This is a genomic window from Micromonospora sp. WMMD1120 (assembly GCF_029626235.1).
Classification (GTDB): Bacteria; Actinomycetota; Actinomycetes; order Mycobacteriales; family Micromonosporaceae; genus Micromonospora.
The window spans coordinates 3,941,320-3,957,094 of record NZ_JARUBO010000005.1 but is presented as its reverse complement, the minus strand read 5'-3'; the positions used below and the strand labels follow the sequence as shown (position 1 = coordinate 3,957,094).

Below are 15,775 nucleotides of genomic sequence, written 5' to 3'. Positions count from 1 at the left end.
GTTCTCGATGGTAGTCCTATGTTCCGAACCTCCGTGCCAGATCGCAGAACAGATCGAGAATGGCTCGTTCCGCGGGCATGCGGTCCAGAGCATCGGCGAGGTAGCCCACATAGAACTCCGCGAAAACGTCGTGCGCCGCCCTCAACTCGTCGGTCTTGGCGTCCATGCCTGGACTGTAGGCGCGGCGGTGGTTGCGCCGGATGTCAGTCGACGACCGCCGTCGAGCGTCCGGTCCGCACGGTGTACGCACCGGACGAGAGCGCGCCCAGCATGGCGGGCCTCAGCGTCAGCGAGGTGACACCGCCGGGTAGCACCACTCCGGGCCCGTCGCTGAGGGAGAACGTCGCGGGCGTCGATCCGTCCGGGAACAGACGTTTCCCGGCGCCGACGACGACCGGGTACTGAAGCAGCCGGTAGAGGTCGACCAGCCCCGCCTGGTGCAGCGTCTGCACGAGCCGCCAGCTGCCGTGGACCTGGAGTTCCCCACCGGGCAGCTCCTTGAGCCGACGCACCGCCTCGACGATGTCGGAGCGGAGGACGGTGGTCGGGCTCCAGTCGGCCTGCTCGTCGGTCAGCGTGGTGCTGACCACGTACTTCGGCAGCGTGTTCAGCTTGGTCGCGATCAGGTCGTCGGGCGCGGTGACCTGCGGCCAGTACCCGCCGAGCAGGCGGTAGCTCGTACGCCCGAAGAGGAAGGCGTCCGCCCTCCGGAACCAGCCCTGGACGACCTCGTTGGTGTGCGCGGACGCGTGCGGGACGAGCCACCCGCCGCGGTCGAAGTCGCCCGAGCGATCCTCGTCCGGCGCTCCCGGCCCCTGCATGATTCCGTCGAGGCTGACGAAGACGTTGACGCTGAGCAGCACGTTTCTCCTCCGAGGTCCGGGTCGGGACAACCACCGGGGCGGCCGGCGAACGGAGGTTAGCTCCCCGGCGACGGACGGATCTTGTACAGGAACGACATCGCCGCGTCGTCGTCCCCCCGTAGCTCCCGGGCGGTGCGCCCGAGGTAGCGACGGAGCGCATGCCCCAGGTGCGCCTGGTCGAAGTAGCCCAGCGTCTCGACGACGGCGCGCCAGTCGTCGCCGTGACGCAGCATCGTGGCAGCGGCGTTGACCCGGTCGATCTGCGCCACGGCGGTCCGCGACAGGCCGGTGAGCGCGCGATGACGCCGCTGACGGGTTCGCTGGGAACGGACCTCCGGGTGCCCGGCCGGATGCTCCTCGGCCCGTAGCGGCGACCGCACCAGCATCCCCGCGCCCAGCAGGCGCCGGACGAACTGCTCGACGTTCTCGTACGTCGGCGCCTCCCAGTCCTCCCCACCGATGACCACCCGGCCGGACTCGGTCACCGGGAGGGGGACGAATCCGTCGACGATCGAGGCGGCGGGGTGCGGCCGCAGGACGGCGCCGAGGGCCAGCCGGACCCCGAGGAACTCGGCGTCCGGCGGGACCGGCGCGGTGGTCGCCCTCGTCTCCGGTCCGCGCAGGCTGACGTGCAGACGCCCCCGCATCCGGGTGAGCACCAGGTGACAGCAGGTGCGCGCCGCCGAGGTCATGGTGTCCCCGACCGCGCTGTGGGTGCGCCACACCCGGTCGACGACGCTCGCGTCCGTCTCGACGTCGCGGTGCTCGAAACGCACGTCACCACCCTCCCGCCGCTGGTCAGTGGATCGGCCTGCGAGCCTAGGGGATCGGGCGGCGGTGCCGGGGCGTGGCGCGACCCGTCAGGCACGTCGGCGGGTCGATACTGGCGAGACACCGGCGGCACGACAGGGAGGGCGTTGACATGCCGGAACTGACGGTCGACTACATCACCTCGCTCGACGGGTACGGCGCTGCCGAGGGGTGGCCGGACGTGGCGCTACAGGTGGTCGACTCGCGCACCTTCGACGGCCGGCTCCAACTCCTGGAGTTCGTGCCCACCGCCCTGACCGGGCCTCCCGGGTCGTCCGCGACCTCGTGACCGTACGGGCAGTCGTCAGGGGCGCAGGACCGCCTTGAGCCATCCGGGGCTGCGCAGATCGAACTGCTGGTAGGCGGCGATCGCGTCGGCGAGGGGCTGTTGCTGGGTCAGCACGCTCTCCGGGTGGACCTGACCGGCCTCGATCATGGCCATCAACCGGGGTATGTAGCGGGGGTGGTTGCCGTTGCCCGCCTTGACGGTCAGGTTGCGGGCGAGCACCGTGCCGATCGGGAAGAATCTGTCGGTCATCGGGTAGACGCCCACGATACCCAGGGTGCCCATCTTGGCGAGGCTGTCGACGGCCCAGGACTGGGCCTGGCTCGGCGCGTCACCGGGTTTCCAGTGCTCGCCCCGCTGGTTGCTCTCCGGCGCGATCTGCGCCCGCTCGTCGCGGTGTCGCTGGTCGGCGTCTCGGGCCGCGCCGCTCGCCGGCCCGGACTTCGGGCTCTCCGCGTCCACCCCGACCGCGTCGATGGCGCAGTCCGCGCCGATGCCCCGGGTCAGGTCCATGATCGCTTCGACCGGGTCGACCTCGTTGAAGTTGATCACCTCGGCGCCCGCCGCCTGTGCGTGCTCGAGCCGATCGGGGTGACCGTCGACGGCGATGACCCGCGCCGCGCCGCGCTGGAACGCCGATCGGACGGCGAACTGTCCGACCGGCCCGCAGCCCCACACCGTCGCGACCTTTCCGTCGCTGACGTCGGCGACGACGGCGCCGAAGTAGCCGGTCGGGTAGATGTCCGACAACGTGATCGCCTGGTCGTCGGAGATCGAGGCGGGTATCCGGAACAGGTTGGTGTGCGCGAAGGGCACCCGCGCGTACTCGGCCTGCAAGCCGTTGAACGGACCCTGCTGCTCGGGCGAGCCGAACGACCCGGTCCCGGAGCGGGGGCCGTAGGGATTGACGTTGTCGCACTGCGCGAAGTGCCCGGCCCGGCAGAAGCCACAGGACCCGCAGCCGAGCACCGCCGAGACGACCACCCGGTCACCGGGCCTGAGGTTACGGACGTCCCTGCCGACGGCCTCCACCACGCCCACACCCTCGTGGCCGAGGATCTTCCCCTCCTTCATCCCCGGCACCGTGCCCCGTACGAAATGCAGGTCCGTGCCGCAGATGGCGGCGGTGGTCAGCCGCACCACCGCGTCGGTCGGCTCCTCGATGCCCGGATCGTCGACCGTGTCCACCCGGACGTCTCCGAGTCCGTGAAAGACCACAGCTCTCATCGCACAACTCCGATCGCACGGGCTGGTCCGGCACTACCTGGCGAATGGCTCGGGCCGGTCTACCCGTGCCGGATGCCACCAAACGTCACACTCCCGCACCCGGCAAATACCGGTTTTCGCGTACCCGATCGTCGCGGATGATTGCTGATCGGCGCTGTCGGAGGGAGGGGCGGGATGGTCGACCGGGAGGTGCTGACCGGCGGTGGTGTCAACGAGGTGATCCGCGTCGGTGCGACGGTGCGGCGACCCACCGGGCCGTGGTCGCCTCGCGTGCACGGCCTGCTGCGCCACCTGGCCGCGCGGGGCTTTCGCGGCTCGCCCCGCTTCCTCGGGATGACCGACGACGGTCACGAGATCCTCGACTTCCTGCCCGGCGATGTCTCCGACTATCCGGCCAGCCCGGCCGCGGCCTCCGCCGAGGCGTTGGCGACCGCCGCCCGGTTGCTCCGCGCGTATCACGACGCGACCGTCGAGTACGCGCGCCACGCGCCACGCGACGGTTGGCAGGTCGCCGCCACCGAACCGGTCGAGGTCATCTGCCACGGCGACTACGCCCCGCACAACTGCGTCCTCGACGGCGACCGCGTCGTCGGCATCATCGACTTCGACCACGCCCAGCCGGGGCCGCGCCGGTGGGACGTCGCCTACGCCGCGTACCGCTGGGTCCCGATGACCGCGCCCGGCAACGCCGACGGCTTCGGGACCACCGCCGAGCAGGCGGCCCGGCTGCGGTTCTTCTGCGACGAGTACGGCCTCGACGACGCCGGACGCGCCGGGCTCGTCGACACCGTGGCGGCCCGGCTGCACGCGCTCGTCGACTTCATGCGGACCCAGGCCGGGGCCGGGAACCGGGCGTACGCCGGCCACCTCGCCGACGGGCACCACGTCCAGTACCTGGCCGACGCGGCCTACGTGCGTGATCAGCGGGCGGTCTTCGAGCGCCACCTTCGACGGTGACCGCCTCGCCCGGAAGCGCTCACCAGCGGCGTACGCCGCTACGCGGACGCCCGCTGCCGTGCCGCGGCGGCCTCCCGCCGGACGAGCTGGTCGCCGATCGCCAATCCCAGGGCGACGAAGCCGAGCAGGGCGCCGATCAGCACCGTGCTACGCACACCGTGGGCCGGTAGGGCGAGCCCGCCGACGAACGCCCCGGCGGTGATGCCGACGTTGACGGCGGCGGAGACCGTGGCGGCGGCGAGGTCGGAGCGCCCGGGCGCCAGGTGCAGCACGAGACTGCCGAGCGTCGCGGTGAACGCGGCGAACGCCAGCCCGGCCACCGCGATCAGGGTGACGGAGGCGGACGGACGGTGACCGAGAGCGTACAGCCCGAGCAGGGCGGTGGATTGCAGCGCGACGGTGCCGAGCATGGCAAGCCACGGGTCGCGGTCCAGTATCTGGCCGATGGCGAGGATGCCGAACACGCTCGCGATGCCCCGGGCCAGCAGGAGGTAGCCGACCGACGCGGCGGAGAATCCGCTGACCTCGGTGACGAAGAGGGCGACGTAGGTGTAGGCCGCGATGGCCCCGGCGGTCGCCAGGACGGCCACTCCCACCATCAGCCAGAAGCGCCGGGCGTCGGGCGTGGCGCCCCGGGCGGCGTGCCCCTCCTCCGGCCGCCCCGACGGCAGCAACGTGGCCACCAGCAGCACCACCACCGCGCCGAGCCCGGCCACCGCCAGGAACGAGGCCCGCCAACCGGCGCGCTCGCCCAGCCAGGTGCCGGCGGGCACCCCCAGGGCCAGCGCGACGGTGCCGCCGGCGAAGACGACGGCGACCACCCGCCCACGTCGTGCGGGTGGGAACAGCTCGGCGGCGGCGGGCACCACCACCGCCCAGAAGAGCGCGTGCGTCGCCGCGGTGACCATCCTGGCCGCCAGGAGCAGCGTGACGGTGCTCGCGAACGCCAGCACCACGTTGCCGAGGACGAAGCCGACCAGGAGCGTCGACAGCAGCCATCGACGGGGAACCCGGCGGGCCAGCGCCGTCAGCGGGACCGAGGCGATCATCACCACCGCGCCGTACGCGGTGACGAGCATGCCGATCTGCGACGGCGTGACCTCCAGGTCCGCCGCCATCGGGAGGAGCAACCCGACCGGCAGCGCCTCGGCGGTGGTGTAGAGAAACGTGCCTCCGGAGAGGCCGATCAGCGCTCCGACAGCCCGCCCGCGTCCCATCCGACCCCTCCGCTGTTTCTGTCTAAACTGACTATGATGGAAACACCGTAGCGGCGCCCTTCGATCTCGGTCAACCGGTAAAGTGGGTTTCGATGGAAACACCTGTGGACGTGACCCGGATGCGACTGGTCGGGGGCAATATCGCCCTGGATCTCGTCAACACCCGCTCCGGTCCGCCCGTCGGCCCACCCGACGACGATGTGCTGACCGGCTATCCCGAGTTGGTGGCCTGGGGCGCCTACACGGGCGTACTCGACAAGCCGGAGGCAGCGGCGCTGCGCCGGCTGTCCCGGGCCGACCCCGCTGGCGCCCGTGCCGCCTTCGGGCTGTCGTTGCGCATCCGTGACGACATCGACGAGGTGTTCCGGGCGGTGGCCTCCGGCCGGAGCCCCACCGCGCCCGCGCTGACCCGCCTACGCGACCACGAGACGGAGGCGTTGGGCCACGCCCACCTCGATGGTGACAACGGGTTCGGTTGGACCTGGCGTGCCGACCGGACGCTCGCCCGACCGGTCCGGCCGGTGGTGCACGCGGCCGTCGAGCTTCTCACCGCCGGGACGCTGGACCGGATCAAGGCATGTGAGGGCTGTCGGTTCCTCTTCACCGACGAGAGCAAGAACCGAAGTCGCCGCTGGTGCAGCATGGACGACTGCGGAAAGTCCGCGAAGATCCGCCGTTACGTCGCCGCGCGGCGCACCCGCAGGACGGCACACGGTTGATCTTGTTGTTGGCACGCCGCTAGCATCGTCGACGTGGCGACCCGGCTGGTGCAGATCAACATGAAGGCTCAGGACGAATCCGCTCTGGGCGGCTTCTGGGCGCAGGTACTCGGTTGGGAGGTCTCCAGCGAGGGGCCCGGCGTCATCAACCTCGAACCCGAGGGCTTCGTCTATCCCGACCCCGTCGCCGTCTGCATCGACCTCGTCGCCTCCTCGGAACCCAAGGCGGTGAAGAACCGCGTACACGTCGACCTCGCCACCACCTCGCAGGCCCACCAGGCGGAGGTGGTCGCGCGCCTGATCGACCTCGGCGCGACACCCGCCGACGTGGGTCAGGGCGACGTGCCCTGGACCGTCCTGGCCGACCCCGAGGGCAACGAGTTCTGCGTGTTGGAGCCCCGCCCGGTCTACCAGGACACGGGCCCGATCGCCGCCGTTGTCGTCGACTGCGCGGACCCCCGGACCATGGCCCGCTTCTGGGGCGCGGCGATGGACTGGACGGTGCACAAGGTGACCGACCGTGGCGCGATGCTGCGTTCCGCGAAGGGCGTCGGCCCCTACCTCGAGTTCATCCGCACCGACGACGTCAAGACCGTGTGGAACCGGGTCCACCTCGACGTCCGCCCCTACCCGGGTGACGACCTGGCGGCCGAGGCGGACCGCCTACAGGCGCTCGGCGCGAGCGCCGTCGACCTGCCCGGCGAGATGCGTTGGCGGGTCCTCGCCGACCCCGAGGGCAACGAGTTCTGCGTCCTCACCCCCGGCTGACCTGTCTCCGAGCAGGCGTACCACCGTCGACGACACCGCGGCGAGTTCGGGCTGCGCGGGCGGCCGCACGCTCCTCGGCACCGAGGTCCGGACGCTTACCGCTGTTGACCGCGACGAGCACGACCATCTCGTCGAAGAGGTTCCGTGCCCGGCCCACCACATCCAGGTGCCCGGGGGTGAAGGGATCGAAGCTGCCGGGGTAGACGGCCCGCACACGTACCCGGGCGGGGGTCACGATCGCAGGACCCGCCGCGCGTCCTGGATGACCTGTTCGGAGGCGAGTGCGGCCCACGAGGCGAACAGGTCCCGGAAGTACGCGCCGTGCCGGGCCGCCAGCGCGGGATCGTGCGCGATGACGTCCAGTTCGTTGACGATGCTCAGGTCGGTGAGCCACCGCAGCCGCTCCGCGTCCGGCGTCCGCACCTCGCCGGTGAAGCGGTCGACCACCTGCCCGGTCTCGGCCAGCGCGCGCCAACTGCGGTCGCGGTCGCAGGCGCCGTACAGGTAGACAAGCTCCTCGGCGTCGGCACCGACGAGATCCCGCAGCACGCCGCGATCAGCCGGGTCCAGCAGGGCGAGGTCGAAGCCGTCGGTGCCGTAGGCGGCGTGGGTGAGGCCCGCGACCTGCACCGTACTGTCGCAGCCCAACGCGGCGAGGCGCTCGCTGACGCGGCACAGGTGGGCGAACAGGGTGCCTCCCGGATGCGCGATCCGTTCCGCTCCGCGCTGGCGGAGCCAGGCCCGCACCGGTGCATCAGTGCTCATGGCCCGACTGTAGGTATCGGCCGGCGGGTGTGGCTGCCCGCGCGGGTGGGCGATACGTCACAGGAGGGCCGGACACCGGCGACGTCGTCGCGCTGGCCGAGCAGATCAGTTGACCGGTTGGGGTTGCTGCTGCCAGGGGTCGCCGGAGGCGCCGGCGGCGAGGTGCCGCTCGTAGCTGTCCACCTTGGCGTTGACGAGGTCGAGGCAGTCGTGCAGCCGCGCGATCCGTTCGACGACCTGGCGCCGGTGCTCGCGCAGCAGTTCGAGCCGTTCCGCCTCGTTGCCGCTGCCCTCCCGGACGAGCTGGGCCAGTCGACCGATCGTCGCGAGCGGCATTCCGGAGGCCCGGAACCGCACGCAGTTCGCCAACCACTCGACGTCCCAGGCGCTGTAGACGCGTCTGCCGGACGCGTCGCGCCGGACCTCGCTGGCCAGCAGACCCGCGCGCTCGTAGAGCCGCAGGGCGTGCACACTCAGCCCGGTGCGCCGGGCCACCTGTCCGATGCTCAGTCCCGGGTCCGTCACGGCATCGACCGTAGCCTGTTGACCTAGACCGTGGTCTAGCACCTAGCGTCCGCTGGCATGACCAGTGACACGACACGCGCCGCCTCCGGCGCTCACCGTACGGCCGGCGACGTCCTCGCCGGCCTCGACCTCACCGGTCGGACCGCCGTCGTGACGGGCGGCTACTCCGGCCTCGGTCTCGCCACGACCCTCGCGCTCACCGGGGCCGGGGCTCGGGTCGTCGTTCCCGCTCGCCGACCGGACGCGGCGCGACAGGCGCTGGACGGCGTGGCCGGCGCCGAGGTCGACCGGCTCGACCTCGGCGACCTCGACTCGGTCCGCGCGTTCGCCGAACGGTTCCGGCGCGACCATGCCGCGCTCGACATCCTGATCGCCAACGCCGGGATCATGGCGTGCCCGGAGACCCGGGTGGGTCCCGGCTGGGAGGCGCAGTTCGCCACCAACCACCTGGGCCACTACGCGCTGACCAGCCTGCTGTGGCCCGCGCTCACGGCCGCCGGCACGGCCCGGGTTGTCTCGGTCACCTCGGGGCGCAGCCCCGACTGGCGTATCCGCTGGGACGACGTGCACTTCGCGCACGGCTACGACAAGTGGGAGGCGTACGGCCAGTCCAAGCTCGCCAACGTCCTCTTCGCCCACCACCTTGACCTGCTCGGCGCGTCGTACGGGGTTCGGGCCTTCTCCGCCAACCCGGGCTGGATTCGCACGCCGCTGCAGCGCCACCTAGCCGCGAGTGAGATGGTCGCCGCCGGCTGGATCGACGCGGACGGCGTGTCGACGCCGGGGCTGTTCAAGACCGTCGACCAGGGCGCCGCGACGCAGCTCTGGGCCGCGACGTCAGGCGACCTCGACGGGTACGGCGGCGACTACTGCACGGACTGCCACGTGCCCGACGGCGACCCGATCGACAGTGCCGATGCGGCCCGCCTCTGGGCGCTGTCGGCCGACCTGACCGGCCTCGACCTGGACGCCTCAAGCTGAGCGCAGAGCTGGTCCACACGTCGGGGACGCAGCAGGCGGCGACGGCGTGCCGCTCGTGGACGTCGCCGACGCGCCGCGGCAGCCGTGGGAGCGATACCAGTCGGGGGTGAATAATCTGTCTGTCCAATCGCTACACTCGCCGCAACGCCGGCACCGCCGCCCACAGATCAGAGCCGGCGCTGATTCGACTCGAATGGAGACGCCTGTGACCCGCGACAAAGCGGCCCCCTCCGGCATCGACCCCAACATTCCCAGCGTGGCGCGGGTCTATGACTTCTTCCTCGGCGGCAAGGACAACTTCGAGGCCGACCGCAAGGTCGCCGAACACGCCCTGCGGATCACCCCGGACGGACCGGCGGCCGGCCAGGCCAACCGGGCCTTTCTGCGTCGCGTGATCCGCTTCCTCGTCGGTGAGGCGGGCATCGACCAGTTCCTCGACATCGGGTCGGGGCTTCCCACCCAGGGCAACGTGCACGAGGTCGCCACCGAGCAGAACCCGAAGGCTCAGGTGGTCTATGTGGACAACGACCCCATCGTGCTGACCCACGGGCGGGCCCTGCTCGCGGCGGAGGGCACGGCGACCGTCATCCAGGCGGACATCCGGGCGCCGCAGGAGATCCTCCACCACCCGGACGCACGTCGGTTCCTCGACTTCGACAGGCCGATCGGCCTGCTGCTCTTCGCGATCCTGCACCACCTCGGTGACGACGAGAACCCGCGCGCGGTGGCGGCCGAATTGATCGACGCGTTGCCCTCCGGCAGCTACGTCGCGATCTCACACTTCCGCGATCCGGGCGAGCGCGACCCGGAGGGTTCCCGCAAGGCCCGCGAGGTCGAGCGGGTCTTCAACGAGTCGTTGGGCACCGGCCGCTGGCGGACGGACGAGGAGATCCTCTCGTTCGCCGATGGGCTGGAGATCCTCGAGCCGGGGCTGGTCCCGCTCGCCGAGTGGCGCCCGGAGCCGGATGCGCCCGCCCCGGCGCAGACCGACACCTACCACACCTTCGTCGGGCTCCTCGCCCGCAAACCGTAGACGTCTCTCCGGTGCGGTCCGTCGGCGAGGCAGCCGCCTCGCCGACGGAAGCGCCCGCCGAAGCCCTCGCCCTCTTCGACCAGGTCCAGCCATCCTGACGTGCACAGCGGACGGCTCGCATCGGTAGGAGCGTCCCAGCCCTCGACGCTCTACGCGGTGCCGGGCGCGCGGCTGGCCGAGACGGTTGTGGCGACCCGCACGAACGTCGCCACCGCACGCGAGCGCGAGTTCTGCGGCCACGCCACAGCAAACGCTGCCTCCGGGGCGTCGTCCACCCGGCACCAGGTCAGCTGCGGCCGGGCGGTGCGCTCGGCGACCGAGACAGGGAGCAGCGCGATCATCCGTCCGAGCTCGATCTGACGCAGCATCTGCACGATGTCCCCGAACGGTGGCGGCGGCTCCCCCCGTCGCACGTACACGTGGGCGCCGGGGGCGACCCGCTGGCGCCCGGCCTCGACGTCGGCCAGCCGCAGCCCCTGTCGCTCGGCGAGCGGGTGCCCGGTCGGCAGCGCCAGCACCTGCGGCTCCCGGGTCAGGGGCTCCACGTCCAGGCCCTCGGTGTCGAACGGCTCGACGACGATCGCCACGTCCGCCTCGCCCGCGCGCAGCAGCCCGGGCTGTTCGCGCCAGCCGCAGAACAGGACCTCGATCGGTACGGCCTCGGCCTCGGCCCCGGTAGGCCGCGAGCACGTCCGCGAGCAGCCCACCCTCGACGTCGGCCTTCACGGCGAGCACCAACTTTCCGCCGGCCGCCCCGGCGGACCGCCGGGCCCGCCGGGCGGCGGCGTCGAGCGCGGCGAGTGCGGCCCCCGCGTCTGCCAGGAGCGCCGCGCCCGCCTCGGTGAGGGTGACGCTGCGGGTGGTGCGCTCGAACAGCCGTACGCCGAGGTTCCGTTCGAGCCCGGAGATCGCACGGGACAGGGCCGGCGCGGCGATGCCGATCCGCCGCGCGGCGCGGGCGAAGTTGAGTTCCTCGGCGACGGCGACGAAATAACGCAGCGGCCGGGACTCCACCTCATTCATGCCCCCAGGGTAATGATCGTGTCTGAACTGGTCCTTCTCGACTCACCGGGCCCAGGGCGACGATGGCACCATGATCGTCATCAGCACACCGACAGGCACGATCGGCGCGGCCGTCGCCGAGTCACTTCGCGCCGCCGGCGCCCCGCTGCGCCTGATCGTCCGTGACCCGTCCCGCCTGCCGGAGAGCCTTCGCGAGTACGCCGACGTGGTCGTCGGCTCGCACGCCGATCCGACGGTGCTCGACACCGCGCTGATCGGGGCGACGGCCGCGTTCGTGCTCGTACCGCCGGACTTCGCCGCCCCCGACGTGAGGGCGCACTACCTCGGCTTCGCGCGCCCGGTCGCGCAGGCCGTACGCGCGCACGGCGTACCCCGTCTCGTCGCCGTCTCCTCGCTCGGCCGCGGATTCGCCGGCCCCGCCGGGTTGCTCTCGGCGGCCTGGGCGATGGACGAGGTGCTCGAGTCCAGCGGCGCCGCCTACCGCTCGCTACAGGCGGCGTTCTTCATGGAGAACCTGCTGCACCAGGTCGAGCTGATCAGGGACCAGGGGATGTTCGTGCTCCCCGCCGACCCGGATGCCCCGCTCGCGGCGGTGGCCACCGGCGACATCGCTCGCGCGGCCGTCGAACTGCTCGCCGACCGGACGTGGAGCGGTCAACGGGGCGTGCCCGTGCGCGAGCCCGTCGACCACACCCCACGCCAGATGGCACAGATCATGTCCGAGAGCCTGGGGCGACCGGTCACCTGTCACCAGGCCACGCTCGCCGACTACCGCGCCCGGTACGCGTCGTTCGGAGCGAGCGCGGCGACACTCGACGCGATGGTGGAGATGGCCGAGGCGCAGGCGGCCGGCGTCTACCCGCCCGCCGGTGCGGCAGGCGCCGGGACGACGTTCCGGCAGTGGTGCGAGTCGGTGCTCGCGCCGGCTGTGCTGGACCCGGCCCGGCGGAATCTGTAAACAACCCTTGATATTAAACTTTACGAACGTCAATATGTGGAGGTCGCGGGTCGCCGAAGCCGGGGAGTGAGCCATGAGAAGCCGTCGGATTTTCGCAGTGGTGGCCGGGGCGGCGATGACCGTCACGGCCGCCGTCGCCTTCGTCCCCAGCAGCGTGGCGGCCGTCTCCTCGACCACCGCCGTGCCGATGGTCGCCTGCACCGCCCCGGGCTGGGCCGAGGGCACCACCTACCAGGCGGGTGCGCAGGTCACCTACGGCGGACGGCTCTACCAGGCACTGGTCACCCACACCGCGCACCCGGGTGCCGGCTGGAATCCCGCCTCCACCCCGTCGCTCTGGCGCGACCTCGGCGCGTGCTCCGGGACCACTCCGCCGCCGACCACCTCGCCACCGACGACCCCGCCGCCCACCACGCCGCCACCGACCACCCCTTCCCCGACCACACCGCCGCCGACGGGTGGGACCTGCGCGGTGAAGTCGCGGCCCACCGGCAAGGTGTTGCAGGGCTACTGGGAGAACTGGGACGGCGCGTCCAACGGCGTACACCCCGGACTCGGCTGGATCCCGATCACCGACAGCCGGCTGAGCCAGCACGGCTACAACGTGATCAACGCGGCGTTCCCGGTGATCCGCGCCGACGGAACGGTCCTCTGGGAGAACGGCATGGACGCCGGCGTGAAGGTGGCCACCCCGGCCGAGATGTGCCAGGCCAAGGCGGCCGGCGCCACCATCCTGATGTCGATCGGCGGGGCCGCCGCGGGCATCGACCTCAGCTCCACCGCTGTCGCCGACCGGTTCATCGCCACGATCGTGCCGATCCTGACGGCCTACCACTTCGACGGCATCGACATCGACATCGAGACCGGCCTGACCGGCAGCGGCAACATCAACACGCTGTCCACGTCGCAGGCCAACCTGATCCGGATCATCGACGGCGTGCTGGCCCGGATGCCGTCGAACTTCGGCCTGACCATGGCACCGGAGACGGCCTACGTCACCGGCGGCAGCGTGGTCTACGGCTCGATCTGGGGCTCGTACCTGCCGATCATCAAGAGGTACGTGGACAACGGCCGGCTGTGGTGGCTGAACATGCAGTACTACAACGGCAGCATGTACGGCTGCGTCGGCGACTCGTACCCGGCGGGCACGGTGCAGGGCTTCACCGTGCAGACGCAGTGCCTCAACAACGGCCTCACCATCCAGGGCACCACCATCCGCGTCCCGTACGACAAGCAGGTTCCGGGCCTGCCCGCGCAGATCGGCGCCGGCGGCGGCTACCTGTCGACCTCGCTGGTCACGCAGGCGTGGAACTCCGTACCCGGCCTCAAAGGGCTGATGACCTGGTCGGCCAACTGGGACGGGTCGAAGGGCTGGACGTTCGGCGACAACGTGAAGCGACTACAGGGTCGCTGACAGGGGGCAACCACGAATCGGCTCTCCACAACAGACTGCTTCGACGGATGCCCCTACGGGGGCCACCGCGCCGATCAGCGCCTTTGACAGCACCCGTCGAAGGGGTCGCGCGTGCCGCGCGGCCCCTTCGACGGTGGGTTGGGGTGCGCTGATCGCGCACGGCGGCACCGGTTGCCCCCGGATCTCGGCGGCGTTAGGTTGAAATGCCATCGACAACGATCTACGCCGCTAGGTACGGGGGCTCGCATGTCCACGCCTGTCACTCGCCGCACCGTCCTGGCCGGGGGCGCCGGTGCCGCCATCGGCCTGGCGCTGCCCGCCACCGCCGCCCACGCCGGCGACCGCCACCACCGGACCAGCGTGAGCTTCACCCTCGACGCGCGCACGCTCGACGGTGGTGAACAGGTCACCTCGGTCACCCTCGACACCAGCCGCCTCGGGCCGATCGACAGCACCGCGCTCACCCCCGAAACGTTCAGCGTGCACGCCACGGCGACCAGCCCGCTCCCGATCGCGCCCGGTGACCTGATCTTCAGCGAGTACGACCTGGACCGTACGGTGACCGCGGCCCGGCTCGACCGACGCGGGAACGTCGTGCTGGAGCTGAGTCACGCCGAGGGTCAGACCGGTGGCGGCACCCTGGGCTACATCCTGAGCAAGGGCCGCAACGTCCGGCTCGATCTCGTCTACACCATCACGCAGAACACCCCACTCGTCCGGCGGCACGGCTCGCCGGTCACCATCACGCGCTTCGTACAGGGGCGGCTGTCGAACCCCGAGGTCGACGCGTTCACGCACCACGTCTCGCGCTCCGGCATGAAATACCGGCTCTACTCCCCCGAGCGTTCGCTCCGCCACGGTCGCCGGCCGCTGATCGTCTGGTTGCACGGCGCCGGCGAGGGCGCGTCGCTGCCCGACGACTACTACGACAACGAGACCACGCTGCGCGCCAACCGTGGCGCGCTCGGTTTCGCCACGCCGGAGGCGCAGCGGATCTTCTCCGGCGCGTACGTCGTCGCGCCGCAGAGCACGTCCTACTGGATGGAGGACGGCCCGCGGTTCGCCCCGCTGATCCGCGAGATCATCCAGGACCTCGTCCGCCGGGAGCGGGTCGACCCCGACCGGATCCACGTGGTCGGTTGCAGCAACGGTGGCTACATGTCCCTGGAGATGACGGTCACCTATCCCGACCTGTTCGCCGCGTCGGTGCCGATCTGCGGCGTCGTCGAGCCGCTCGGCGGGGACGGCCCGCCGCTGGTCACCGACGCGGAGCTGGCGGCGATCCGCACCCCGACCTGGCTGGTCACGTCGCTCGACGACGACACCGTGCCCCCGGAGACCAACACCATCCACGCCCACGACCTCATCCCGGGATCGCTGGTTACCCTGTACGACAATGTCGTCTGGAACGGATACCGGTTCCCCGGTCACTGGTCGTGGATCTACGTGGCCCGCAACGACCCGAGCCAGAACGGCACCCACATCTGGCAGTGGATGGCACGCCGTCGCCGGTGATCCGCAGCGGGTCCGGTGCGCCCCGTGACCGGTACCAGCGTGGGCAAGGTCGACTTCAGGAGGACCCTCGACGCCTACCGGGCGCAGCGCGGCCGGTTCCGGCTGGTCGACGTGCCCGACATGCGGTACCTGATGGTCGACGGCCACGGCGACCCCAACACCGCACCCGCGTTCACCGAGGCGATCGAGACGCTCTACCCGGTGGCGTACACGCTGAAGTTCGCCAGCAAGCGTGACCTCGGGCGCGACTACGTCGTCCCGCCGCTGGAGGGCCTGTGGTGGGCCGAGGACATGACGTCCTTCACCACGGCGCGGGACAAGTCACTGTGGAACTGGACGCTGCTGTTGATGGTTCCCGACTGGATCGACGAGTCCATGGTCGCGGCCGCCGTCGGGCAGGCCGGCGCCAAGCGCCGACCGGCGCGTCTCGACGACGTCCGCGTCCAGACGCTGTCCGAGGGCCGGTGCGTACAGACGCTGCACATCGGGTCCTTCGACGACGAGACCGCCGTGCTCGCCCACCTGCACGACGAGTTCATCCCCGGCAACGGGCTCCGGATGAGCGGGCGGCACCACGAGATCTACCTCAGCGACTTCCGCAGGGTCGCCCCCGACCGGCGGCGCACGATCCTTCGGCAGCCGGTCGTCGGCGCCCCCGGGTGAGCGGCCTCCGACGCCGTCACGCCCCGGCACCACCCCGTCCGTTTCCCGACT

General features: G+C 71.3%; 18 protein-coding genes and 2 pseudogenes. 10 read left to right on the top strand and 10 right to left on the bottom strand.

The genetic code is table 11. The features are described 5' to 3' along the window. Positions 1–16: 16 nt before the first annotated feature. Genes O7634_RS18665 through O7634_RS18655 form a run of 3 tightly spaced genes read right to left on the bottom strand, consistent with a single transcriptional unit; the run spans position 17 to position 1,639 of the window. On the bottom strand, positions 17–166 hold the full coding sequence (locus O7634_RS18665; protein WP_278151392.1) for a hypothetical protein: 150 nt from the start codon (positions 164–166) through the stop codon (positions 17–19). 37 nt (positions 167–203) lie between these two features. Continuing rightward, complete coding sequence (locus O7634_RS18660) at positions 204–863, bottom strand: dihydrofolate reductase family protein (RefSeq protein ID WP_278151391.1); 660 nt, start codon at positions 861–863, stop codon at positions 204–206. Positions 864–919: 56 nt separating this feature from the next. Further along, positions 920–1,639: an AraC family transcriptional regulator gene (locus O7634_RS18655; protein WP_278151390.1), complete on the bottom strand. Its 720-nt coding sequence runs from the start codon at positions 1,637–1,639 to the stop codon at positions 920–922. A 146-nt stretch (positions 1,640–1,785) separates the two neighbouring features. On the opposite strand from O7634_RS18655, the gene O7634_RS18650 reads away from it, so the two are divergent. Next, positions 1,786–1,962: a hypothetical protein gene (locus tag O7634_RS18650; protein WP_278151389.1), complete on the top strand. Its 177-nt coding sequence runs from the start codon at positions 1,786–1,788 to the stop codon at positions 1,960–1,962. Between the two features lie 15 nt (positions 1,963–1,977). On the opposite strand, the gene O7634_RS18645 is transcribed toward O7634_RS18650, so the two are convergent. Beyond that, positions 1,978–3,186, bottom strand: coding sequence for a zinc-dependent alcohol dehydrogenase (locus tag O7634_RS18645; RefSeq protein ID WP_278151388.1), 1,209 nt, complete (start codon positions 3,184–3,186; stop codon positions 1,978–1,980). Between the two features lie 174 nt (positions 3,187–3,360). Between O7634_RS18645 and O7634_RS18640 the strand changes: the two genes are divergently transcribed. Beyond that, on the top strand, positions 3,361–4,143 hold the full coding sequence (locus O7634_RS18640) for a phosphotransferase (RefSeq protein WP_278151387.1): 783 nt from the start codon (positions 3,361–3,363) through the stop codon (positions 4,141–4,143). 38 nt (positions 4,144–4,181) lie between these two features. Here the strand turns inward: O7634_RS18640 and O7634_RS18635 are convergent, their stop codons facing one another. Next, the gene (locus O7634_RS18635; RefSeq protein ID WP_278151386.1) at positions 4,182–5,360 is read right to left on the bottom strand and encodes an MFS transporter; all 1,179 of its coding nucleotides are present in this window, start codon (positions 5,358–5,360) and stop codon (positions 4,182–4,184) included. A 92-nt stretch (positions 5,361–5,452) separates the two neighbouring features. Here O7634_RS18635 and O7634_RS18630 point away from each other — a divergent pair, with 92 nt between their 5' ends. Then, positions 5,453–6,079 carry an ABATE domain-containing protein gene (locus O7634_RS18630; RefSeq protein ID WP_278151385.1) on the top strand — a complete coding sequence of 209 codons (627 nt, stop codon included), beginning with the start codon at positions 5,453–5,455 and terminating at the stop codon, positions 6,077–6,079. Positions 6,080–6,112: 33 nt separating this feature from the next. After that, a complete protein-coding gene (locus tag O7634_RS18625) occupies positions 6,113–6,847 on the top strand; it encodes a VOC family protein (RefSeq protein ID WP_278151384.1) in 735 nt (244 codons plus the stop codon). A gap of 64 nt (positions 6,848–6,911) precedes the next feature. Here the strand turns inward: O7634_RS18625 and O7634_RS18620 are convergent. From O7634_RS18620 to O7634_RS18610, 3 genes and pseudogenes are all read right to left on the bottom strand, one after another. Continuing rightward, positions 6,912–7,061 (bottom strand): annotated as a pseudogene (locus tag O7634_RS18620) (adenylyltransferase/cytidyltransferase family protein); the annotation flags it as partial. Between the two features lie 17 nt (positions 7,062–7,078). After that, positions 7,079–7,612: a DUF6817 domain-containing protein gene (locus tag O7634_RS18615; RefSeq protein ID WP_278151383.1), complete on the bottom strand. Its 534-nt coding sequence runs from the start codon at positions 7,610–7,612 to the stop codon at positions 7,079–7,081. A 105-nt stretch (positions 7,613–7,717) separates the two neighbouring features. Continuing rightward, positions 7,718–8,137 carry a MerR family transcriptional regulator gene (locus O7634_RS18610; protein ID WP_278151382.1) on the bottom strand — a complete coding sequence of 140 codons (420 nt, stop codon included), beginning with the start codon at positions 8,135–8,137 and terminating at the stop codon, positions 7,718–7,720. Positions 8,138–8,194: 57 nt separating this feature from the next. Here O7634_RS18610 and O7634_RS18605 point away from each other — a divergent pair, with 57 nt between their 5' ends. Further along, positions 8,195–9,118 carry an SDR family NAD(P)-dependent oxidoreductase gene (locus O7634_RS18605; protein ID WP_278151381.1) on the top strand — a complete coding sequence of 308 codons (924 nt, stop codon included), beginning with the start codon at positions 8,195–8,197 and terminating at the stop codon, positions 9,116–9,118. A gap of 205 nt (positions 9,119–9,323) precedes the next feature. Continuing rightward, the gene (locus tag O7634_RS18600) at positions 9,324–10,151 is read left to right on the top strand and encodes an SAM-dependent methyltransferase (protein WP_278151380.1); all 828 of its coding nucleotides are present in this window, start codon (positions 9,324–9,326) and stop codon (positions 10,149–10,151) included. 149 nt (positions 10,152–10,300) lie between these two features. On the opposite strand, the gene O7634_RS18595 is transcribed toward O7634_RS18600, so the two are convergent. After that, on the bottom strand, positions 10,301–10,858 hold the full coding sequence (locus O7634_RS18595) for a LysR substrate-binding domain-containing protein (protein ID WP_278151379.1): 558 nt from the start codon (positions 10,856–10,858) through the stop codon (positions 10,301–10,303). A 184-nt stretch (positions 10,859–11,042) separates the two neighbouring features. Continuing rightward, positions 11,043–11,174: pseudogene (locus O7634_RS18590) on the bottom strand (LysR family transcriptional regulator); the annotation flags it as partial. Between the two features lie 70 nt (positions 11,175–11,244). On the opposite strand from O7634_RS18590, the gene O7634_RS18585 reads away from it, so the two are divergent. The 4 genes from O7634_RS18585 (at position 11,245) to O7634_RS18570 (ending at position 15,724) form a co-directional block, all read left to right on the top strand. Continuing rightward, positions 11,245–12,132 (top strand): NAD(P)H-binding protein, encoded by an 888-nt coding sequence (locus tag O7634_RS18585; RefSeq protein WP_278151378.1) that lies wholly within the window; start codon positions 11,245–11,247, stop codon positions 12,130–12,132. Between the two features lie 73 nt (positions 12,133–12,205). Continuing rightward, positions 12,206–13,546, top strand: a complete 1,341-nt coding sequence (locus O7634_RS18580) for a glycosyl hydrolase family 18 protein (RefSeq protein ID WP_278151377.1) — start codon at positions 12,206–12,208, stop codon at positions 13,544–13,546. A 246-nt stretch (positions 13,547–13,792) separates the two neighbouring features. Next, positions 13,793–15,061 (top strand): prolyl oligopeptidase family serine peptidase, encoded by a 1,269-nt coding sequence (locus tag O7634_RS18575; protein WP_278151376.1) that lies wholly within the window; start codon positions 13,793–13,795, stop codon positions 15,059–15,061. A 24-nt stretch (positions 15,062–15,085) separates the two neighbouring features. After that, positions 15,086–15,724, top strand: coding sequence for a GyrI-like domain-containing protein (locus tag O7634_RS18570; protein WP_278151375.1), 639 nt, complete (start codon positions 15,086–15,088; stop codon positions 15,722–15,724). Positions 15,725–15,775 lie beyond the last annotated feature (51 nt).